The sequence below is a fragment of the Sphaerochaeta sp. genome (genome assembly GCF_050256055.1).
Taxonomy (GTDB): Bacteria; Spirochaetota; Spirochaetia; order Sphaerochaetales; family Sphaerochaetaceae; genus Sphaerochaeta.
Genome location: NZ_JBFWIJ010000031.1, coordinates 1 through 21,930, shown reverse-complemented (window position 1 = coordinate 21,930; position 21,930 = coordinate 1). Strand labels below are relative to the sequence as shown.

General features: G+C 52.8%; 22 protein-coding genes. 16 read left to right on the top strand and 6 right to left on the bottom strand.

What is annotated here, in order from left to right; translation table 11 throughout:
* Positions 1 to 50: 50 nt before the first annotated feature.
* The 3 genes from AB7C91_RS11650 to AB7C91_RS11640 all read right to left on the bottom strand — a co-directional run bounded on the left by AB7C91_RS11650 (position 51) and on the right by AB7C91_RS11640 (position 1,701).
* Entirely contained in the window at positions 51 to 356 is a 306-nt protein-coding gene (locus AB7C91_RS11650; RefSeq protein WP_428591649.1) for a nucleotidyl transferase AbiEii/AbiGii toxin family protein, read from the bottom strand.
* Positions 343 to 975, bottom strand: coding sequence for a DUF6088 family protein (locus tag AB7C91_RS11645; protein ID WP_428591646.1), 633 nt, complete (start codon positions 973 to 975; stop codon positions 343 to 345). Before AB7C91_RS11645 ends, AB7C91_RS11650 begins: the two co-directional genes overlap by 14 nt.
* A 552-nt stretch (positions 976 to 1,527) precedes the next feature.
* Positions 1,528 to 1,701 carry an ImmA/IrrE family metallo-endopeptidase gene (locus tag AB7C91_RS11640; RefSeq protein ID WP_428591667.1) on the bottom strand — a complete coding sequence of 58 codons (174 nt, stop codon included), beginning with the start codon at positions 1,699 to 1,701 and terminating at the stop codon, positions 1,528 to 1,530.
* Between the two features lie 1,257 nt (positions 1,702 to 2,958).
* On the opposite strand from AB7C91_RS11640, the gene nagA reads away from it, so the two are divergent.
* From nagA to AB7C91_RS11615, 5 genes are all read left to right on the top strand, one after another.
* Positions 2,959 to 4,152, top strand: coding sequence for an N-acetylglucosamine-6-phosphate deacetylase (nagA, locus tag AB7C91_RS11635; protein ID WP_332446221.1), 1,194 nt, complete (start codon positions 2,959 to 2,961; stop codon positions 4,150 to 4,152).
* Between the two features lie 40 nt (positions 4,153 to 4,192).
* Positions 4,193 to 4,936, top strand: a complete 744-nt coding sequence (locus AB7C91_RS11630) for a glucosamine-6-phosphate deaminase (RefSeq protein ID WP_332446222.1) — start codon at positions 4,193 to 4,195, stop codon at positions 4,934 to 4,936.
* A gap of 20 nt (positions 4,937 to 4,956) precedes the next feature.
* On the top strand, positions 4,957 to 5,946 hold the full coding sequence (locus AB7C91_RS11625) for a TRAP transporter substrate-binding protein (RefSeq protein WP_332446223.1): 990 nt from the start codon (positions 4,957 to 4,959) through the stop codon (positions 5,944 to 5,946).
* Between the two features lie 96 nt (positions 5,947 to 6,042).
* Positions 6,043 to 6,612 (top strand): TRAP transporter small permease, encoded by a 570-nt coding sequence (locus AB7C91_RS11620; protein WP_332446224.1) that lies wholly within the window; start codon positions 6,043 to 6,045, stop codon positions 6,610 to 6,612.
* A complete protein-coding gene (locus AB7C91_RS11615; RefSeq protein ID WP_332446225.1) occupies positions 6,609 to 7,910 on the top strand; it encodes a TRAP transporter large permease in 1,302 nt (433 codons plus the stop codon). Before AB7C91_RS11620 ends, AB7C91_RS11615 begins: the two co-directional genes overlap by 4 nt.
* Here the strand turns inward: AB7C91_RS11615 and AB7C91_RS11610 are convergent.
* Positions 7,907 to 8,746 carry an AraC family transcriptional regulator gene (locus tag AB7C91_RS11610; RefSeq protein ID WP_332446226.1) on the bottom strand — a complete coding sequence of 280 codons (840 nt, stop codon included), beginning with the start codon at positions 8,744 to 8,746 and terminating at the stop codon, positions 7,907 to 7,909. The genes AB7C91_RS11615 and AB7C91_RS11610 overlap by 4 nt on opposite strands.
* Before the next feature lie 180 nt (positions 8,747 to 8,926).
* Here AB7C91_RS11610 and AB7C91_RS11605 point away from each other — a divergent pair, with 180 nt between their 5' ends.
* From AB7C91_RS11605 to AB7C91_RS11580, 6 genes are all read left to right on the top strand, one after another.
* On the top strand, positions 8,927 to 10,228 hold the full coding sequence (locus tag AB7C91_RS11605) for an ABC transporter substrate-binding protein (RefSeq protein ID WP_332446227.1): 1,302 nt from the start codon (positions 8,927 to 8,929) through the stop codon (positions 10,226 to 10,228).
* An 82-nt stretch (positions 10,229 to 10,310) separates the two neighbouring features.
* Positions 10,311 to 11,195, top strand: a complete 885-nt coding sequence (locus tag AB7C91_RS11600) for a sugar ABC transporter permease (protein WP_332446228.1) — start codon at positions 10,311 to 10,313, stop codon at positions 11,193 to 11,195.
* Between the two features lie 9 nt (positions 11,196 to 11,204).
* Entirely contained in the window at positions 11,205 to 12,047 is an 843-nt protein-coding gene (locus AB7C91_RS11595; RefSeq protein WP_332446229.1) for a carbohydrate ABC transporter permease, read from the top strand.
* 66 nt (positions 12,048 to 12,113) lie between these two features.
* Positions 12,114 to 12,866, top strand: coding sequence for a copper homeostasis protein CutC (locus AB7C91_RS11590; RefSeq protein WP_428591637.1), 753 nt, complete (start codon positions 12,114 to 12,116; stop codon positions 12,864 to 12,866).
* Positions 12,866 to 14,035: an ROK family transcriptional regulator gene (locus AB7C91_RS11585; protein WP_332446231.1), complete on the top strand. Its 1,170-nt coding sequence runs from the start codon at positions 12,866 to 12,868 to the stop codon at positions 14,033 to 14,035. Before AB7C91_RS11590 ends, AB7C91_RS11585 begins: the two co-directional genes overlap by 1 nt.
* Positions 14,032 to 15,492, top strand: coding sequence for a M81 family metallopeptidase (locus tag AB7C91_RS11580; RefSeq protein ID WP_428591633.1), 1,461 nt, complete (start codon positions 14,032 to 14,034; stop codon positions 15,490 to 15,492). The genes AB7C91_RS11585 and AB7C91_RS11580 overlap by 4 nt, the downstream gene beginning before the upstream one ends.
* An 84-nt stretch (positions 15,493 to 15,576) precedes the next feature.
* On the opposite strand, the gene AB7C91_RS11575 is transcribed toward AB7C91_RS11580, so the two are convergent.
* Complete coding sequence (locus AB7C91_RS11575) at positions 15,577 to 16,464, bottom strand: fructose bisphosphate aldolase (RefSeq protein WP_428591630.1); 888 nt, start codon at positions 16,462 to 16,464, stop codon at positions 15,577 to 15,579.
* Between the two features lie 194 nt (positions 16,465 to 16,658).
* Here AB7C91_RS11575 and AB7C91_RS11570 point away from each other — a divergent pair, with 194 nt between their 5' ends.
* Entirely contained in the window at positions 16,659 to 17,474 is an 816-nt protein-coding gene (locus AB7C91_RS11570; RefSeq protein WP_332446234.1) for a hypothetical protein, read from the top strand.
* Between the two features lie 146 nt (positions 17,475 to 17,620).
* Positions 17,621 to 18,646, top strand: a complete 1,026-nt coding sequence (gene selD / locus AB7C91_RS11565) for a selenide, water dikinase SelD (protein WP_428591627.1) — start codon at positions 17,621 to 17,623, stop codon at positions 18,644 to 18,646.
* 8 nt (positions 18,647 to 18,654) lie between these two features.
* On the opposite strand, the gene AB7C91_RS11560 is transcribed toward selD, so the two are convergent.
* Positions 18,655 to 19,371, bottom strand: a complete 717-nt coding sequence (locus tag AB7C91_RS11560; protein WP_332446236.1) for a transglutaminase-like domain-containing protein — start codon at positions 19,369 to 19,371, stop codon at positions 18,655 to 18,657.
* Between the two features lie 142 nt (positions 19,372 to 19,513).
* On the opposite strand from AB7C91_RS11560, the gene AB7C91_RS11555 reads away from it, so the two are divergent.
* The 3 genes from AB7C91_RS11555 to AB7C91_RS11545 form a co-directional block, all read left to right on the top strand.
* Complete coding sequence (locus AB7C91_RS11555) at positions 19,514 to 20,395, top strand: shikimate dehydrogenase family protein (protein WP_428591624.1); 882 nt, start codon at positions 19,514 to 19,516, stop codon at positions 20,393 to 20,395.
* Positions 20,396 to 20,420: 25 nt separating this feature from the next.
* On the top strand, positions 20,421 to 20,969 hold the full coding sequence (gene nusG / locus AB7C91_RS11550; protein WP_428591621.1) for a transcription termination/antitermination protein NusG: 549 nt from the start codon (positions 20,421 to 20,423) through the stop codon (positions 20,967 to 20,969).
* A 144-nt stretch (positions 20,970 to 21,113) separates the two neighbouring features.
* Positions 21,114 to 21,930 (top strand): nucleoside-diphosphate sugar epimerase/dehydratase (locus AB7C91_RS11545; protein WP_428591618.1); only part of this gene is annotated, 817 nt, incomplete at its 3' end.

Here is a 21,930-nt window from a genome sequence, read left to right as displayed (position 1 = left end):
AAAAACAGAAAATATTCCTTCCTGAATTCCCTGTGCCTTCAGCCCTTCCTCTATGAAGCACGTCGCAGCCGATTATGTATCTGGTTCTTCGACAATTGGCCCCTGAATCCCAAGAACTCCCTATTGACAGCAATATCGATATCCTCAGAAAATCTCGAGATTAATTTCCAGGCTTTACTCAAGGAAGTTCCTCCCTTGAAGACAATGTTTTGCCCATATGGAGAGGAAAATAGGACCTCAAGAACAGTACAGACCCACCAATCCTTCTCTACCGCTTGGCTGCTAATCTGTTTTTGCTTCCCCACTTCATTGAATATATCGATTTTGTCTTGTTTTGAAAGATCAGTGAGCAGCATGTATTGTTTCCTTTGCCTGAAACAGCATCGTTCTGATCCAATAAGGTGCGAGCATTGCATCTCTTTTCATCTCTTCTTCCTGTATTTCCCCTACTACATTCTGGATGATCAGTCGGTGTTCCTCTGTTATTTTGTCGATACCGATTTCTTTGAGGCTTGAAACAAGCAATTGCATGGTAGGATTCTGAAATGATAGATTTTTTGCCGTAGTACGTTTGAACACGATTGCTCTGCCATCTTCCAGTACAAGTCTCCTCGGAGAGCCGTCTGTAAGGAAGACTGCAGCTGTGGGTACTTGCGTGGTGAAACCCAATTTGTACATCGCATACGATCCCGAAGGAATGATTCTTGATTTTTCCTTCGCAGATATTGCTTTCGCAATTTCTTCAAGTGAAGGAGATGCATAGGATCCCAAGAGCTTTGAAAAGCGTGGGAGCAGATAGATACCGGGTCCTAAACGAATGATGAAGTTTTGATGAACCAATCTTGATAAAATAATATGCAGGGCTGTTTGTTCTATGTCTTCAAATACATCAGAAAAGAAAATGGTTCCTTCTTTCATGGTGTTGATCCGGGTTCGTACCTGCTGTGCTTTGGAGGGTATCTGGTTACGGTTCATTTGATATAAATATAACATAAATTTATATCATGTCAAATCCTTGTTTTCCCATGGTTTTCTCGTTCCTTTTCCTACGCACCGCTCAGGGACTACTCCCCAGAACTGAATTGCAAGGATGCAATTCAAAAGATTACAAATCCTGGAATATATCAGGTACTGCAATATGAAAAGGAAGCTAATAACCGCCCTGCCTCCAGATCAATAAAAATATTTGAATCACTCATGAGCAATTGCATCGGTGGTTCCCTTCATCAGAGTAACATGGAATCTTGGTACGCTTACACTCAGCAACTTTTGCTTCTGTAATGAATCCTTCTCCAAGAGAATGAAAGACCAATTGGGTGAAACGTTCAGTCGTTTCTGCAGGATAGGGTTCCTCTGGTTCTTCTTTCCTCCATTCCTGTTTGGGAAAATACATGCACAGCTGTTTGTATGTCGAATCTGTTATGATATGACAGTCGAAAGTACGGCGCAGGCATGCTTGTATGCTTATCCCATACCGATGTTTCATTTGGTAGAGTTCTCCCAATTCCAACGTGTTCCGTTTGTATCCTAGTTCCTTGAATACAATTCTGAAGGAAGGAGAAATGCCTGCGCGAATCGAAGGCAAGACTTTTTTTCATCCATCGATGCATCCAGTTTCCCGGAAAGGTAAAAGTGCCCTAGTTCATGGGCAAGCGTGAATCGCTGTCGGTCACCGGTTACAAGGTGAGGACAAACAAAAATCGGTGTTTCCTATACTATTGCTTGCATGCCATCACAACCGCCCACTGTGGGGAGTTTGCTCATGATTACAATGAATCCATGTTCTTCCAGAACAGCGGTAAGGTATGCAATCGTCTGCTGGCCTTGATCCCACTCATTTCGAATAAGACGTGCTAGGGGTTCAATACTATCAGTGCTTCGAATGCTGATGTCCTTTTTCTGGGGTGCTGGAATGGGAATTCCCGCCATAAATTTTTCTGTTCCAGCCAACGCTCTGTCTGATCCAATACATCAGATTGCACTTGCATCAACACCTTCTTGGGAACGTCCCGTTTGGTTTCGTTGTTCTTTCAGGAATGACTGAGAGATCTGAGACATCCCTGACTTCCGCAAAGTTTTCGAACCAGAGGTCTTTCTGGTATCTATGCATGATTTACGCAAGTAATAATTGCTAATATCATGAAATATGTTAAGTTAAAGGAGCGAATTTCATACTATATGGTAGGGGATGCGATGTTGCAGTGGCTTTCAATTCTCTCTGGAAAGGGAAATTGCTGATTTGGCAAGCTGTTGCTCGGATATGTCCGAATTTGTCTGGACTGTGACTTTGTATACTGTATCAATGTACATTCATTTCACACCTTCTGCATGCTTTCTTCATATCCGGATGGTTGAATAAGGCCAACAAACCGAGAGACCGGGATAGGACCCAGAGGATCTTTCGGAACGGGAAGTTTGGATTCTGAGAAAGCCTGCCTGACAACAGGGCAGGGGAGCGAAGAGAGCAATCCTTCGTCCTGTCTCATAGGTTGCCGGCCAGGTTCCAGGATCACTTCCCAAGAAGAAGCGGGACGAGCTTGTTTCAGAGAGGATATTTCCAAGGCAAATGTCTTTTTTTGGCTTCCTGCAATCTCTATACAATTTCTTTTCGATGTTCTTCAGAGGCGATGATCCAAACTCTTTCATGGCATCCGGCTCATCATCTGAAAGCCAACTTTGTGCAATGACTTCGAGAAATGCCGGGGAAAGCGAGCCTATCCGTATTGTCAGGCGTTCTGCGACCTTGGGTGCGAGACGCAGATGATCGGAGGGTGTAGGTATGGCGGTTGCCTATGAGCATATACCTGCCTTCCCTCCAACGTTCTGACCCTTCATTCGATTTGATTGCATCAAATTGCTATATTCCTGCAACAATTGTGTATAGCGCATGGATACAAGCGGTGTTAGCATTGCTCCAGTAGAACACGGTTTGTGTGATTACGTGAGGGGGAATGTACCATGCAATTGTTTATCAACGCACAGCTTATCTTGGAAGACAAGGTGCTTGATGATGCATATTTGCTTGAAAACGAAGGGCGTATCGAAGCGTTCGGCGTGCAACCGGTCCCCCCGTCGATCAAAGCCGGTGCAACTACCATCATAGATTGCCGGTCCCTGTATCTCAGTCCCGGGTTTGTGGACATCCATACCCACGGAAGCGGAGGGTATGACTACATGGACGGCAGTCTGCATGCTTTTTGCGAAGCAGCAAAAGCCCACCTGCACTTCGGTGCGACCACCATCCTGCCGACCACCCTTGCCTCCAGCGATGAGGATCTTTTTCGTACCATTGACATCTTCAAGCAGGCACGCTGCAGGAAAGAGGATATGCCGCACCTAAGCGGCCTGCATCTGGAAGGTCCGTATTTCTGTCCAGAGCAGAAGGGGGCGATGGAAAGCCGATATCTCAGGCTTCCCGAGAAAGAACACTATATGCGCATCGTCGACTACGCCGATGGGGCGATCAAGCGCTGGTCGGTGGCACCGGAGCTTCCCGGCGCCTTGGAAATGGCCGACACCTTGATTCCCATGGGTATCAAGATCTCGGCAGCCCACACCTGCGCTACGTATGAAGAGATGCGCGAGGCATTCGACCATGGCTTCAAACATCTGACGCATTTTTACTCAGCCATGTCCAGTATCACCCGAAAGGATGGATGGCGCGTACTGGGCGTGGTGGAAAGCGGATATCTGATCGATGGACTGACCGTCGAGGTCATCGCCGACGGTATGCACCTGCCTCCCGACCTGCTGCGGCTCATTTTCCAATGCAAGGATCATGAGCAGATCTGCTGCTGCACCGACAGCATGCGGGCTGCCGGACAGGGAAACGGGCCCTCCATCCTGGGACCGATCAACGGCGGGCAGACGGTATTTGTCGAGGACGGAATCGCCAAGATGCCTGACAGAAGCTGCTTTGCCGGCAGTGTCGCCACCTGCGACCGGCTCGTCCGTACCCTGATCGAGAGCGTCGGCCTTTCGATGTGGGAAGCGGTTCGCTCGGCTTCGTTGCTGCCCGCGCGCTTCATGGGTCTTGATCAGGAAACCGGCAGCATTGCACTCGGCAAGCAGGCGGACCTGCTGCTGTTCGATCAGAACATCACCATACAGAGAGTGTTTGTATCAGGAGTCGAAGTGTCCACCACACGGTGACACATCCCCTGCACCATATCATCACCAATGAGGAGTACCTATGAGTATTACCATTTCAGTTGCGGATAATCCGCAGGAACTGGGCCGAAAAGCGGCCCGCACCATTGCACATCTCCTAAATGAGGCGATTGCTGCAAACGGTGAAGCACGGATCATACTTTCAACCGGAGCCAGTCAGTTCGAGACTATGGAAGCCCTTACCCAGGAGGCGGTTGATTGGTCCAAGGTGGAAATGTTCCATCTCGATGAGTATGTCGGACTGAGTGAATCGCATATCGCCAGTTTTCGGAAGTACCTGAAGGAACGCTTCGTTTCCAAAGTCTGTCTGAAGGCTGCCCACTTTGTGAACGGCGAAGGTGATGTAGAGGCGAACATTGCGGCTCTGAGTGCAGAGCTGCGCAAGAAACCGGTGGATGTCGGGGTAATCGGGATCGGAGAGAACGGGCATATCGCCTTCAACGATCCCCCGGCCGACTTCGACACCGATCTTGCCTACAAGGTGGTCACCCTCGACGCACGATGCAAGCAGCAACAGGTCGGAGAAGGGTGGTTCAGGAGCATCGGCGATGTACCGCAGATGGCCATCACCATGTGCCCGAAGCAGATCCTCTCTGCACGGCACATCGTATCATCGGTCCCCCATGCCGTGAAAGCCGAGGCGGTGTACCACACCATCACCCGGTCTGTGGATCCGATGGTTCCCGCTACCTTGCTCAAGACCCATCCCGATTGGCATTTGTTCATCGACCATGAATCGGCAGAGAAACTGCTTGCATGGAAGTAATATTCAAGGAGGATCAAACGATGAAAAAGCTTTTGACCGTATGTTTGGTACTGTTGCTGGCAACCACGCTGTTTGCCCAAGGGGGAACCGAAACCAAGAGTGCCGGTCCCGCCGTAGTGAAATTCAAGCTTGCTGAGAACCAGCCGGCGAACAATCCCATCTCCAAGGGCATGCTGATGTTTGCCGATCTGGTCAAACAGAAGACCAACGGCAGCGTCTTGATCGATGTGTATCTGGATGCCCAGCTCGGCAACGAGAGTGAGACCATCGACCAGGTGCAGATCGGCAGTCTTGATTTCGCCCGCGTCAATACGTCCGCATTGGCTTCCACCGCCGATGAAGTGGGTGTATTCACCCTGCCGTACATTTTCACCAGCACCGATCAGAAATACAAGGTTCTGGATGGATCCATCGGCCAGTCGGTCATGGAGAGCCTGAAGAAATACGGAATCATCGGACTTGAGTTCTGGGAAGCAGGTTCCCGCAACTTCTACTCCACGAAGAAACCCATTAAGAGCCTTGCCGACATGAAAGGCCTGAAAGTCCGCGTCCAGCCCAGTGAAGTCGCCATCAAGATGGTTGAACTGCTCGGCGGAGCCGCCACCCCAATGGCCTATGGTGAGGTCTACCAGGGTCTGCAGACCGGTGTCATCGATGCAGCAGAGAACGATTTCGTCTCCTACTACACCTCCGGCCATTATGAAGTCGCCAAGTACTTCTCCTTGGATGGGCACATGGCACCTCCAGCCGTCCTGTTGATGAGCCAGAAGGCATGGGACAAGCTGGATGACAGCCAGAAGCAGGCAGTACGTGATGCCGCCAAGGAAGCCGCCGTATGGCAGCGCCAGGCAATGATGGATTTCCAAAACGAGTCCCGTGCGAAGGTTGAGGAAGCCGGTTGCCAGATTTTCGAAGTGGACAGCAAGGAATTCCAGAATGCCGTCTCCCCGATGTATGACATGTACCCGCAGTACAAGACCATCATCGAGCAAATCAAAGCAGTTCGCTAAGTACGAACGTACCTTGTTTCTTGATTCCTTCCTGTCTGCATTACCTGTGTTTGGACATCGGTGCAGGAAGGAATCGTCTGTATTTGGAGAAGAACCATGAAGAAACCACGGAATTTGTTGGACACCGTACGGAAACAATTGGAACGGTTCGTCCATGTTGAACGCTATCTGAGCAGCATTCTGTTGATTGTTGCCACCCTGATCACCTTTGTTCAGGTCGTGATGCGTTTCGTATTCAATGCGCCGTTCAGCTGGTCGGAGGAAGTGACCTTGATGTTGTTGGTCTGGTTTGGGTACCTGTGCATGCCCATTGATATTTTCACCGACGACCACGCCGCCCTGTATTTCCTGTACAACCACCTTTCCCCGGTTCTGCGCAAACTGGCGGACCTCTTTCGCCATGTCCTGTTGGTCTGGTTCTTTGCTGAAATGATTCGCTATGGATGGATGATCACCAAGCTCAACCTGCCCAAACCGCAACCTGCAACCCATATTTCCCAAGGCTGGCTCTATGCCCCCTTGGTGGCTGGAGGCATTCTGATGCTTGTGTATTCCGCCCTCAACGCCCTGATCGTGCTTTGTAAACCCGTCTCCGCCTATCAAGCGGAACAGAATGCAGTGAAGACCATCGAGGAGTTGACGATTGAGCGTGGAGGTACGGTATGAGCACTTCGGTAGGGATCATGATCCTGTTCGGAAGCCTGGTGCTGCTGATGCTCCTGCGCTTTCCCATTTCCTTCGCTCTCGGGGTGGCTTCCCTGTTCACCGGCCTGTATTTAGGCATTCCGTTTTTCAATCTGTTTCAGAAAATGGCCACCGGCATCACCAGTTTCACCTTCATGTGTGTTCCCTTCTTCATCATCATGGCGCAGATCATGACCGATGGGGGGATCAGCGACCGCCTGACCAAGTTCTCCAATGTCCTCATCGGACGGGTCCGTGGGGGCACGGCCTTGGTGAACTGCCTGGTCTCGATGTTCTTCGGAGGCATTTCCGGTTCCTCCATCGCCGACGTCTCGTCCATTGGATCCTTTCTGATCCCGGCCATGGTCAAGGAAGGGTATGACGCTGATTATGCAATCGCCGTCACCTGTACCAGCTCGGTGGAAGGCATCATCATCCCCCCCAGCCAGAACATGATTTTCTATGTGGTGGCTGCAGGAAGCGGGCTTTCGATCAGCACCATGTTCATCACCGGCTACCTTCCCGGTCTGCTTTTGACCGTAGCCTTGATGGCTGTTTCCTTCATCATCGCCATACGCAAGAAGTATCCCATCTCCGAGAAAAAATCATGGAAAGAGAACATCGTCATCATACGCGAAGCATTGCTCGGGTTGGTGACCATCCTCATCGTGGCGGTGGGAATCGTCGCCGGGGTGTTCACGGCAACCGAAGCCGGAGCCATCGCCGCCGTCTATGCACTGGTCATCACCATGTTCGTCTACAAGACGATGACGATGCACAAATTGATGCAATGCCTGATGAAGTCCCTGAAGACCTTGGGAACCATCATGGCGATCATCGCCACCTCCAGTGCATTCAGCTATTGTCTGTCGTATCTGAAGGTGCCTACCTTGGTGGCCAATACCCTGATGTCCATATCCTCCAGCCCCGCCGTCGGCATGCTCTTGATGATCATCATGATGGTAATCCTGGGATGTTTCATGGATATGGGAATCCTGCTCATCTTGTTGACTCCGATTCTCTATCCGGTGGCCATGTCCTTCGGGTTCAACCCGTATCACTTCGGCCTCATCATGGTCCTGACGCTCGGCCTCGGTCTGTTGACCCCTCCGGTCGGAACTTCCCTGTGGGCAGGGTGTGCAATCGCGAACAAACCCATCGAGAAGGTCATCAAAGGCTTTCTCCCGTTTTACGTCACCTATATTATCGTCCTGGTATTGATCGTGGTGTTTCCGTCCATTTCCCTCTCGCTTCCCCAGGCCCTGGGGTATGCCGTCTAAACAGAAAGGTGGTCAAGATAGTTGGTGGGTGGAAAGCCCATCACTTTCTTGAACACCCGGTTGTAGTACAGCGCATTGGAGAATCCGCAGGCATAGGCGACTTCCTTGATGGAGAGCTCTCCTTTTTCCAGCAGATTGCATGACACTTTGATGCGATAGGCACTCAGGTATTCGATCGGGGATTGGGAAAGATTCGCCATGAAAGCGCGGTACAGGCAGCTTCTGCTGACCCCGGTGGCGGTTGCGATGTCCTCGATCGTAATCTTTTTTGCATAATTGAGGGCGATGTACTCGCAGGCCGGTTCTATGTATTCCCGTCCAGGATTGTGGGGGAAGGCATGGCTGGTCTGGGACATCAGAAAGGACAGGCAGGTGTACAGCTTGCCGGTCATGCCGACGATCTGTGCCGGACGGTCCCCCCGGCAGCTGTAGATGTCCCGGAACGTCTCCTCGATCCGAGCCCTGCTGGATGGATTCGTCTTGATCACCGGATGGAGGGGGGAGAACCCGATGGCATCGGTGAGCAGGCGGGCATCACCCCCGGTGAATCCCACCCAACACATTTCCCAAGGATTCTGATGGTCAGCCTTCGGGTACACCTTGATGTTGGGGTAGACGAGCATCAGATCTCCTGTCTCAACCTTGTGCACCCGGTTGTTCGACCGGAGCGTTCCTCCTCCCTGCAGGCAGAAATGCAGGGAATACATGGTCCGGACATCCGGACCATGCACGAACCCTGGTGAACTCTGCTCATTGCCCACCGAACAGACGATGAGTGAAGCCATGCCATGGAATTGGTTGTAGAAGTAGTTCTTGTAGGGGACGAACGTCGCCATGCAGGTGCCTCCCGATTGTCCCAGCATAGCAAACAGGTGTTTTTCCGGCAAGCAAGGAGGCCAGGAGCAACCTGTTTGCATCACTAGGTAAAAATTGTACTGAAATATACCGAGAATTCTTGACAAATCAAACAATGTAGTTAAATACTTAATTCAATGAATGAATTAAAGGAGTTCTCCATGAAAAAGTCTTTGTTGTTCACTCTTATGCTCCTGATGGTTGCCTCGTTGACCTGGGCTGCCGGTACGAAGGAAGCGAGCACGGAAGGTCCGGTGGTTCTGACTGCCTACATGCAGATCGATCCTGCCAATGATCAGTATGCCGGCCACAATGCCGTCATGGCTGCATTTGCAGAGAAATACCCCAACATCAAACTCGACATCGAGTATGCTTCCGGGGAAGCTTTCCACCAGAAATTCCAGTCGATGGCCGCTTCCAAGAAGATTCCCGATCTGTTCACCTGCTATGGTGGTGCCCGTACCGCCTATGTGACCGAGACCGGACTCACCTTGGATCTTACTCCCTATCTTGATGATTCCTTCAAGAGTCAGTTTGCTTCCGCCACTTGGCTTCCCCAGGGTTCTGCAGGAGCACTCTACATGATTCCCCCTTCCTTCGCCGTATGCCATACCGTGTATGCCAATACTGCAATCCTGAAGAAACTCGGTCTTGAATATCCCAAGACGTTCGAGGAATTGCTGGCACAGGTCCCGGTGATCCGCAAGGCCGGCTACTATCCGATGAGCATGGGCAACAAGGACCCTTGGGTAGTCAACTCCTGGTTGCTTGGCACTTTCATTGAGCGCTTTGGAGGCCGTGAATGGCTTCTCAAGGCCGCCAAGGGCGAAGCTTCCTTCACCGAGGCTCCGTTCGTAAAGTCGCTTGAGATCATCAAGTCGATGAGCGACAACGGCTTGTTCTCCCCCGGCGTGAACCAGATGTCCAACACCGAGGCCGACCAGGAATTCTACCAGCAGAAATCCGTCTACCTCATTGATGCCGCCTGGAGAACCAGCGCCATGGACAGCCAGTTGCCTGCAGAGCAGCGGGACGCCATCGAGATGCGCGTATTCCCGGCTCTTCCCGGCGAGATCGTCCACAACACCAGCAGTGCAGTCGCCTCCGAAGGCTTCGGCATCGCAAAGGCAGTGGAGAAGGACAAGGCCAAGCTGGAGGCCGCACTTACCTTCATCAAGTTCTACAACGGAGCTGAAGGTGCTGCCATCCGCGCCCAGTACGGCGAAGTTCCTTCCTACAACCTCGACCTGTCCAAGACCAAGCTCGACATCATGCAGGGCAAGTTTGTCACTTTCAGCGCCACCTATCCGATGGGGTATGTCTTTGACTCGATCATGGACGGTGAAGGCGTGACGCTGCTCAACACCGATCTGCAGGCCATGATGATGGGTAACGGAAACCCGTCCGATATTGCAAGCAAGTATGAGGCATGGGTCGCCCAGAACGATTCCAACCGCGACTGATTGACGATTCGCGCATTTCATCCAGACGTGCCGGTAACTACGGTATACCGGCACGTTCTCTCGTTCCAAGGAGTATGTCCCCATGCCAAGACTGAATAAACGAGCAAGCTACCATGCCCTGTTGCTTCCCGCCTTCGTCATCTATATGGCAATCATCATTTTCCCCATTTTCATGAGTCTGGGCTTGTCGTTCACCGAATGGAAACGGTTCAAGATGACCGGTTTCAACGGGTTGGACAACTATATCCAGATTCTCAGCGACCCGGTGTTCGCCCGTTCGCTCTGGAACAATGTGCAGATCATGTTGATCAGCGTGTTCGGCCAGATCCCGCTGGGGTTGCTGTTGGCGTATCTGTTGCACCGCAAATGGGTCAAGGGCACCAAGTTCTTTGAATTCATGATCTTCCTTCCGATCACCATTTCCTCGGTGGTCATCGCCCTCTTGTGGAACCGGGTATTCAGCCCGGTGGGCATCTATACCACCTTTGTCCGGATGATCAGCGGCAACCCTGATTACGTGGTCCGCATCTTTGAGAGTGAGAAATTTGCCATGCTTCCGGTACTGGTGGTCCTGCTTTGGCAGCACACCAGTCTGTACATGGTCATATTCCTGGCGAATCTGCAACGCATCCCCAATTCCGTATTCGAAGCTGCAGTAATCGACGGGGCGAAGGAGTCGACGATCATCTTCAAGATCGTGCTGCCCGCAATGAGTACGGTCATATTCACCAGTTCCGTACTGGCCATCTCGGGAAGCCTGAAGAGCTTCGACCTCGTCTATGCCATGACTGCCGGAGGTCCGGTCAATTATACCTACGTCATGGCGCTGTATCTCTACCAACATACCTTCACCTTCCATAATTACGGTAAGGGAAGCGCTGTTTCGATCATCATCGTGCTGCTCAGTGTCGGCCTGATCTCCTTGGTTCGGGGCATCTACGGCAAAGCACAAAAAAAATACGAGTAGGAGGACGCAATGAAAGGCCGTACCCAAACCATTTCCCATACCACAACCATTGTTTCCTACATCTGCTTGGTCTTGTTCACGTTGGTGACCATCCTGCCGGTGGCATGGATGCTGTACTCTTCCTTCAAGCCGATGGGAGAGATCATGCTGCATCCGCTCAGGCTTCCTGCATCTCCGACCTGGGACAACTACCGCAAGGCGTTTGCATACGGTAACCTGGTGGTTTCCTTCCTCAACAGCGTACTGTATTCGGCGATCAGCACGGCAGCCACCGTCCTGCTTGCCTTGGCTGCCGGATTCGCCCTGACAAAATTCGGGTTTTCCAGCAGCAAGGTCTACTTCGGCCTGTTCACCCTGGGGCTCTTGATCACGGTCAACTCGGTTATCACTCCGCTGTTCATCATGGAGACGACGGTGGGATTGTACAATACCCGGTTGGGTGTCCTGCTGCCCTACATCGCGTTCGGGCTTCCCATGTCGGTGCTGCTTGCCACCAGTTATGTCCGTTCGGTTCCCGACGCCCTCATTGAGGCTGCTGTCATCGACGGAGCGACCTACATCCAGATCTTCTGGAAGATCATCCTGATCGTTTCCACCCCGGTGTTGGCCACCATGGCGATCCTGAGTTTTCTGGGAAACTGGAATGAGTTTCTGATGGTATTCACGCTGACCAGCGGAGAGGATATGCGCAGCCTTCCGGTTGCAATCAATTCGTTCGCCGGTCGGCTCAATGAGGATTACGGTCTGCAATTCGCAGCCTTGGTGGTGGGAACCATTCCCATGTTCGTCCTCTATCTTGTCGCCCATGAGTCGGTGATCAAGGGATTCGGGGAAGGGGCGTTGAAAGAATAAGCGCCATTAAAATTATCCTCGATAACACGGACCATACAATGCTAGTATGGAGAAGGAGTATAGGTTGTGAAAAAGAACGATATAGCCATAGAGATTTGCCTCGATTCCGTACAGTCCATTCTTGCCGCAGAGGCAGGCGGCGCCAGTCGGGTGGAGTTCTGCTCCGACTTGTTCGAAGGGGGTTTGACCCCGACTTTGGGAGCCTTCCAGGTCGCCAAGGAAAAGTCGACGATTCCCATCAATGTCATGATTCGTCCCCGTGGGGGTGATTTCTGTTATTCCGATGTGGAGTTCGAGACCATGCTTGCCGATGCCCGCCTGTTCAAGGAGGCGGGTGCGAACGCACTGGTCTTCGGTATCCTTACCCCGGAAGGAAGGGTGGACAAGGTCCGTTCGAAGCAGTTGCTTGCGGTGGCCTCTCCTTTGGAGGTCACGTTCCACCGGGCGTTCGACATGACGCGCGACCCGTATGAAGCCATGGAGGATCTGATTGAGATCGGGGTCCATCGGGTGTTGACCAGCGGTCAGGAGGCTTCGGTTCCCGAAGGCTTGGACCTGCTCTCAGACTTGCTCGCGCGCTATAAAGAGAAAATTGTGATCATGCCGGGGGCGGGAATAACCGAACGGAACATCCAGAAGGTGCACAGCGTCCTGCATGCGAAGGAATATCATATGTATCTGCACTCTGAGAATGCAAGTCTGATGACCTACCGACCCGATCATATCTACATGGGCGGTCTGCTTCGGCAGCCTGAGTTCCTGCTCCAGCATACCGACCGCGGGCGAGTCGAGCGGATGGTGGCTACCGTGAGGTCCTGATGAAAAAAATTGTGGGCAACAGTCAGTATCAGAAAGTGGCGAATGCGCTTTTGATCCTCCAGCTTCTTCGCAAGGGGCCCAAAGCCCGTGTGGCCATAGCCAAGGAATTGGGACTGCAGCCCTCAACGGTCACCTACAACATCAATCGTCTGCAGGAAGCGGGGTTGGTGCGTGAGTGCAGCGTGGCCGCTCTGAAGATCGAGCCGGTTTCGTTGGGCCGCAGGGCGGTTGCCCTGGAGTTGAACCGCGATTTCGGCAGGGTCATCGGCCTGGAACTGCTGGCCGACAGCATATGGGCGTCCCTCATCGACCCCGTCGGTTCGGTGGTGTTTTCCGAGCAGATTGAGTTTCCCCTCCTCAATACCGCCGATGCCAAGCAGCGGTTCGAGGAATTGGTACAGACGGTGGTGGCTCAGTTGGTCGGGTTGTGCGCAGGAATTCCCGTCCTCGGGGTGGGCATCGCCCTGCCCGGTATTGTGGAGACCAATGGACAGGTGGTGCGGGATTGTTGGACCCATCAGCTCAAGGATTGTGATTTCTCCGCCTTCTTTGCCGAGACCTTCCCCTTTCCCGTGGTCTTGGAAAATGATGCCAACTGCTGTGTGCAGCGCTACCTGTATGAGGGGGCGGCCGAACGCCAGGACAATTTCCTCTACCTGTTGGCACGTACGTATCCCAGCGGGCATGTTCCCAGCGGGGTTTCCCCCTTCGGTATCGGCTTGGGGTTGGTGTTTGGCGGCAGGTTGTATCGTGGTTCGGATTCCCGCTCGGGAGAGTTCATCAGTGCCCTCATGAACCGGTCAGAACAAGGCAGGCAATTGGCTGCCGGATGCAAACGGAAGGAGGATCTGGAACATGATGCGGCGATCCGAACGGCCATCCTTGATGAATTGGTTGGAAACCTACGCAGCATCGCCTCCGTCCTCGATCCTCAGATCATTTATCTCGGAGGATTCCTTACTGATTATTGTACTGAAGTGCAACCATTGCTTTCATCCGATCTGGCAGGCAAGGTGGTCTTTGCCAATGCCCACAACGATGCATCGGAAGGAGCGGCGGTGAATCTGCTTTCGTTGTTTTTCCGCATTCCCCAGGTAGGCGATACGTCGAATCAGGGATGGCGTTACAGCACAGTGTTACGCAGTGTTTTGGAGAAGGAGAGTCTATGAAGCGAGTGGTTGTCGGTGGCATGCACCATGAATCGAATACGTTCAACCCCATTCTTGCCGGTTGGCAGGATATCCGCATCAGACGGGGTGCTGAGATGCTTAGTCCGATCAAGCAGGACAGCATCGGAGGGGTTGTCTCGACGTTGCAGCAAGCGGGATACGAGGTGGTTCCCACTTTGATCGCCCGGGCTGTTCCCAACGGGGAGTGGGAACAGGAAGTGTATCTGAGCTTGAAATCTGAATTGCTGGATGCCCTTAAACAGGCCGGTCACGTCGATGCGATCTGCTTGTCCTTGCATGGGTCCATGCGGGTCGCCGGACTGGGATCGGCGGAAGGGGATTTGCTTTCGGCAATCCGGCAGATCCAACCCGATGTCCCCTTGATCACCTCATTGGACATGCATGCGACGATTACCGAACCCATGCTGCAGGCCGCAAACGGATTCGTCGGTTACAAATGTGCTCCCCATACCGATACCTTCGAAACCGGGGTCCATGCGGCGAAGATGATCATCCAGACATTGGAACAGGGAGCCAAGCCGGTCATCGAGATGGTGCGCATCCCCATGATCGTAGCAGGTGAACAGTCGGAGACCAGCGTCGAGCCGATGGTAAGCCTGATGGCCCAGCTGAAGGTGTTGGAACAGGAACGTGGCATCATGGCCGCTTCCTATTTGTTGGGGTTCCCCTGGGCCGATACGGCACCAAACAGCATCGTGGCTTTGGTGGTTGCCGATGCAAACCGCCAAGCGGCGAAGAAGGTCGCCCTGCAGTTGGCCCGGAATTTTTGGCGGAGAAGAAAGGAGTTCCATTTCTACAATGAGACCTATCTTCCCGAGGACGCTCTCTCCCTGTGCCTGAAGAAGGTGGAGAAGTTTGCTCCGGTGGTCATCAGTGACAGTGGGGATAATCCGACAGCCGGCAGCAGCGGAGATGTGACCAACTTCCTTAAGCTCATGCTCGCCGATACGGAAGCTTCCCACCTTGATCCTCCGGCACTCTACCAATGCTTCTATGATCCCAAGCTGGTCGAGGCAGCGTTTGCATCGGGGGAAGGTGCATGGCTTGACGCCTCGTTGGGCGCCGCATTCGACACACGCAAGAGTTCGCCGGTCAAGGCGAGGATGCAGGTCAAAGCCCTTACACGGGATTGGGATGGAAACCAGGTCGATCTTGCCTTGGTGCACGTCGGCGGCATCGATGTGGTCGTCACCTCGCGTCATGTGGGAGCCTATGATCCTGATATGATGCGCGCATTGGGCGTAGCACCCGAACAGCGTAAGTTGATCGTCGTCAAACTCGGGTATCTTGAACCCGAGATCAGGGCGATCAGCAGATATTCGGTCATGGCCCTCACCGATGGAAGCACCAACGAAGTGCTTTCTGCGCTTCCGTATACCAAGCTTCCCCGTCCGGTCTATCCGCTGGATCCCGAGACCGAGGTTGACTGGCAGTAATGGTCCGGCTTTCGGTATAGACAGGGGGCTCTGGTGTCGCCCCGCTTCGGAGGAATCGGAAGCGGGGAAGACAACCGTTCCGTTTTAGGTTATGGATGCCTCGTAGATGGTTGCGATGGAAGTTGCCAGGATTTTGTTGAACTCCTCGTCAGATTGGTCGACGTGCAGATCTTGCGTCAGTGCCCGTGAGAAGCTGGCGATCAATCCATGGTTCTTGGCAAGCAGTGTATTCGCCTTGTTCCGGGTATACCCACCTGAGAGCGCCACCACGCGGACCATGTGCGCTTCTTTCTGCAAGGCTGCATAGAAATTGGGCTTGGTCGGAATGGAGAGCTTGAGCATTACCCTGTCCTCTGCATTGAGGGACGCAAGGTGTTTGGCAATCTCCACTTTCAGAATATTCTCCGATGCCTGTTTGTCTATGCTGTGGATATCCACTTCCGGTTCGATGATGGGAACCAAGCCTGCCTGCAAGATGATCTTGGCCATCGCAAACTGCTGCTCGACGATCTGCTTGATGCCTTTGGTATTGGCCTCCTTGATGACCGAGCGCATCTTGGTGCCGAAGATGCCCTGCTTCACTGCTCGTGCAAGCAAGGATTCCAGATCAGGGATGGGTTTCATCAACTGCACACCGTCGGCCGGGTCGGCAAGCCCCTTGTCCACTTTCAAAAAGGGGACAATCCCTTTCTGCTTCCAAAGGTATTCAGCGGTGGGCATCCCCTCGATGCTGCGGTCCATGGTGTTTTCAAACAGAATCGCTGCGAGAATGTGGTCTTTGGTGAAAGCCGGACTGGTAATGATCCTGGTCCGCATGGCATGCACCAGATCAAACATCTGTTCCTCACTCTGGTACGCGTCTTGCGAAATTCCATAGTGCAGCAGTGCTTTCGGCGTACTCCCTCCACTTTGATCCAATGCAGCGATAAAGCCTTTTCCAGTAGCCATACGTGTCAGTTGTTCATTGTTCATAGGTTCCCTTCCTTGGGTATCAAAATAAGTATTCCTTTAGCAACAACTTAAATATAGTCACATGCACGTGGTCCGGCAAGTGGGAATACCTAGTAAGGTTCTGGCCATCCTGTGCTCCGATTCCCTTCAGCTTTTTGGCAGGAAGGTTGGTCTTCTCTCTTGACCTGTTTGTACGCTCAGCCCACAATGGTTTGATGAAACGATGGAAAGCCCCCCAGAAGAAGACGCTCAGACAAATAATCAAGGAGCGCGACAGCGCTCGCCTGGTGCATTATTTCCTGCGTCTGGTCGTAGTGCTCATTCTGATAGCCCAGGTGTTCAACCGAAACTATGAAAACGTATTCCTGTGTGTACTCACCCTGATGCTGTTCGCCATTCCGTCCTTGATCGAGACGAATACCCGTATCGACATCCCTGATACCCTGGAGAACATCATCCTGATCTTCATCTTTGCCGCTGAGATTCTGGGAGAGATGCGATCGTATTACGAGACGGTCATTCTGTGGGATACGATGCTGCATACGATCAACGGCTTTCTGGCAGCTGCCATCGGATTTTCCTTGGTCGACATCCTCAACCAGAACGAGCGGTTCTCCTTTCGGCTGGAGCCAATCTTTGTCTGCATCGTCGCTTTCTGTTTTTCGATGACCATCGGGGTGATCTGGGAATTCTTTGAGTTCTTCATGGATATGTTCTTTGGGACCGACATGCAGAAGGATACGATCATCCATGTGCTCCATACCACCGCCCTCGACCCGACCAAGACCCTGCGGGTGGTCACCGTAAGCGACATCCAGTCGGTCGCCGTCAATGGAAAGGACCTGGGGCTGGGCGGATATCTGGATATCGGGCTCATTGATACAATGAAGGATCTGTTCGTCAATTTCATCGGGGCGGTCGCCTTCAGCATAGCCGGTTTCTTTTATCTTACCTATCGGGCCAAGAAAGCTTCCTTTATCGAACGTTTCATCCCTACCGTCGTTGATAAGCAGCAACCTGAAGAGGAATAATTGCGGTATCCCTCCGTTTTTGAGGAAGCGATTTCCTACGATTTCCATTGCATTTTTAAGCGAATAATGGTTAACTGTTTCTGCATGCCTCAGTTTCGGGCATGAGATGATGTATGAAGGTTGCCCAGGAAAGGAGGAATTCGCATATGCAAGAAGTCAGATTGACCCAGATGGTGAAGACCAGCGGGTGTGCCGCCAAGTTGTCGCCCTCTCAGTTGCACGAGGTGCTCGACAGTCTTCCGGTCATGAAGAGCCCCGACCTGGTGGAGGGCTATGAAGGCAGCGATGACGCCTTCGTGTATTCGCTTGATGATACCACGGGGAAGGTGATGCTCCAGACCGTCGATTTCTTTCCCCCCATGGTCGATGATCCCTATGTATTCGGTCAGGTTGCAGCGGCAAACGCGCTCAGCGACATCTTTGCAATGGGTGGACAACCCAAGGTAGCCTTGAACCTGGTGTGTTTTCCTTCCTGTCTTGAGCTTTCGGTGCTTAGACAAATTCTCTTGGGCGGCCAGAGCAAGGTTGCCGAAGCTGGGGCGGTAATCGCCGGAGGGCATACGATCAGCGACCCGACCCCCAAATATGGACTTTGTGTGACCGGTTTCGCCGAGGTGGGAAACGTCTGGTCGAATGCGGGCGCCCGGGAAGGGGATGTCCTGGTGCTGACCAAACCCCTCGGGGTCGGTGTCATCAATACTGCAGTGAAGGCCGGGGTGGCTTCATCTCAGGCAGCCGCAAAGGCGATCGAAAGCATGACGACGCTCAACGGATATGCCCGTGACCGGGCTGCAGCTTTCTCAGTGCATGCAGCCACCGACATCACCGGGTTCTCGTTGTTGGGGCACGCCCAGGAGATGGCCAAAGCCTCAGGTTTGACTTTCGTGTTGGAAGGCCACTCGATTCCTCTGTTTGCGGAAGCCTTGGAGTATTCTGGTATGGGGATGAATCCGGGCGGGCTGTACAACAACCGTGAATACCTGCAACCGCTGGTGGACATGCAAGGCGAATTGGACCAAGCGCATCAGGACCTTCTCTTCGATCCCCAGACGTCCGGTGGTTTGCTCCTCAGTTTCAGCGAGGCCGATGCATTGGCCTACAGCAACCAGACAGGGTTCCCGATCATCGGGTATGTGACCAAGCAGGGCGAGAAAGCGATTCAAGTCCGTTGACCCCCTGCTTATCTGGTTCGTAATTTTGCAATGCTTGCGTTCAGTTTGGGGCGGAGCATCTTGCGGTAGCGCAAGGTGTGGGTTCGGCTCTCCGCCTCCGGGAATGCGGCAAAGAATGCATCGGGGTCGTTGAACGTGCCCAAGCTTTCGGCGATCGCCTTGCTCTGGATGAAGGTGTCATCCTCCTCCCAGGTGATGGGAGGGTTGCGGAAATTCAATACGGCGATGCCATAGCCGTAGAAACTACCCATGTAGTCGGGAAACTTCGCCTGCAGTTTTTCCAGATACGGACGATCGATGATGTGCCCCCCGATCTCCACCCAGTTGTTCTTGTACCAAACCTCCACCCAGCTGTGGTAGAGGGTGTCGAAACTGAGCCGATAGGACAGCCCATGGAGGAGTCCTCGATGCAACACCTTGCTGACCATACCGGCTTTCAACCGGCAGGGGATGCCTACTGCGCGCAGCAGAGCCATCAGAAGCGTGGTCTTCGTGATGCAGTTGCCATATCCGAGCACAAGAATTTCTGAGGCGTGAAGGGCGAATTGCTTTGCATAGCCAAATGCTATTTCATCACGGACGTAGCAAAATATTGCATTCACCTGCGCCGAGGTACTCTGAAGGCGTCGCCAGTTGCGGCTCCTGACCAGGAATTGTATATCCGTGGCATCGAAATCGAGTAAAGTGGTGGGTTGTAAATAGGGTGTGACATCCAAGGATTCCATTGTTATACCTGTTTCTCTCCCATACTATGGTAAATCCATTTTATACTGCAACAGGTTACTAATAATCTAGCATAAATTGCTAGAGAACAGTAGGAATTGGACGTATCACCAACTCTGTAGTAGAATACACAGGGAGGAATCTATGGATGCATTGGCAGCTTTGATGAAAGGACCGCTACCGGACCTATATTTCTGCATAGGAAATCCTGTGGTGGGGAACCCGACCCAATATATGGTGGAAGAAGCCTTTTCCGCACTCAATCATCCGGGCCGTTATCTCACCTGCGAGGTGCAACCGACGGAGTTGGAAGCGAGCATGTGGGGGCTCAGGGCGTTGCAGTTTGCAGGCGGCAATGTAACGGCCCCGTTCAAGCAGCAGGTGTTTCCCTTCCTCGATGACCTGAGTGAGAGCGCGCGGCTGTGTCAGGCGGTGAACTGCATCACCCGACAACCGGACGGTACCTATGTAGGGGATAATACCGACGGCAAAGGTTTCCTCCAGTCGTTGAAGGAAGCCCTCGGGGACATTGCACAGAGGAAGGTCATACTCTTCGGTTCCGGAGGGGCGGCTTCAGCCATTGCCACCGAGTTGGTGCTTGCTGAGATTCGGGAAGTGGTTTTGGTGAACCGCAGTGAGGACAAGGCGCAGGCAGTGGCCAAGCGTCTGCAGGGTATTTCCAAGACCATCGTCCGGACGGAGAAATGGGAAGGCACCTATCGTCTGCAGGAAGATGGACTGGTTACGGTGCAGGCTACTTCGGTGGGGTTGTTCAACAAGCAGGCCTGCATCAATGTGGAATTCGAGGGGGGACTGAAAGACTGCCTTGCCTGTGATGTGGTGTTCAATCCCGTGGACACTGCGTTTCTTCAGAAAGCGCGTGAAGCGGGTTGGAAGACCTTGGACGGACTGGGGATGCTTGTCAACCAAGGATCAATCGCCATACGGAATTGGACGGGTTTGGAACCGGACCGGACCTTGATGCGAAGAAGCCTGGAAGAGGCATTCGCAGTACTGACAAAATGACGAAACTATCCTACTATGGGCGACTATGAACTATTATTTCATTGCGTGTAGAACTGGCGGCGAGGAGCGGATGCGTTCGCATCTTTACAAGTTTTTCGGTCGGGAATTGGGCGAAGAGTGGATGGTGGAGATTTTCATTCCGATGCGCCGCATGATCGACCGGCGCAAGGGAAAGAAAATCATGACTGATCACCCGATCCTGCCCGGGTACCTGTTGATTTCCAGTGAGGAGGACCTTTCCCCCTTGGGTACGGAAGTCCATCGGCTTCCTGGTTGCTATGGGTTTCTGAAGAATCTGGACAAGACCATTGAGTTGCGTGGGCCAGACTATGCCTACGCTTCCTGGATCATGCACAACAAGGGAACGATCAAACCGTCGAAGGCGGTGTTCAAGAAAGGGGAGCCGATCAAGATCATCGAAGGGCCGATGAAAGACTTTCTGGGTACCATCACCGCCGTCGATTACCGGCACAGCCGTGTCATGGTGGAGTTCCAGTTTGCCGAGGTAATCCGCAGGGTCAGCATGCCGGTGGAGTTCGTTGCATCCGATGGTGTAGGAATAGGAGAATATTAGGTTGTTTCTTGCTTCCCGGCGATAAATGTTCATTTACAGAGAAAATGGGGCATGGTATAGTGGCGCTACCTGCGCTCCTATGTCATACCTTGGGGACCGACCTTCATATAGGGGCTATGTAGACACCGGGTATAGGGGTTGTACATGCAAGAATTGGTGAAGAATCGTGTGGTTCGCTGGGTATTCCTTATGGTTGTCGATGCAGTACTGCTGCTCGCTTCCAGCTTCCTTGCTGCGTGGGTGGTGTTCGGCTCCTTTCCCTATGCGTTCGACTCGGTCATCTATTTGAATATCATTGCGATCATCGTGGTCCTGTTTGCCGTCCGGTTCTATCGGATCAGGATCAGTGAGAGCTCGCTGGACCTGCTCAGCCGCGGGTTGGCCGGGTTTGTACCGGTGTTCATCCTCGGTTCAGGCATTATCGGCTTCTACCTTGGGTTTGCCACTTCCTGGATACCCTATCTTATAGTTGCCGACGGATTTGGATTTCTGTTTGTCATGGGCGTCAGAATCTGGTACCGCAGCATGCTGTACCGGCTCAACAAACAAAACAATGCATCGTTGCCTCGTGCAGTCATCTATGGGGCCGGGGAACTGGGAAGCACCTTGGTACGCCAATACCAGAAGGGAAAGCTTGGCTATCATGTGGTCGGGTTTGTCGATGACGATCCCAAGTTGCTCCATTCCTTGGTGCTGGGCGTGAAAGTCTGCGGGACGGTGGATGATTTGGGTCGTGTTTTGGAAGGTTTGCGTGCCAAGACCCTGATCATCGCCATCACCCAGATATCCCAGGATCAGATGCTCAGCGCCGTGGATGCTGCGAAGGAGGCGGGGTGTGACATCAAGGTCATCCCGTCGCTGTTCGAGATGCAGCAGCAGGGCGCCAAGGAGCTGGACCTGCGCAGCCTGGACTACGCGGACCTGCTGGGCCGGCCGCTGATCGCCATCGACAAGGAGCCGA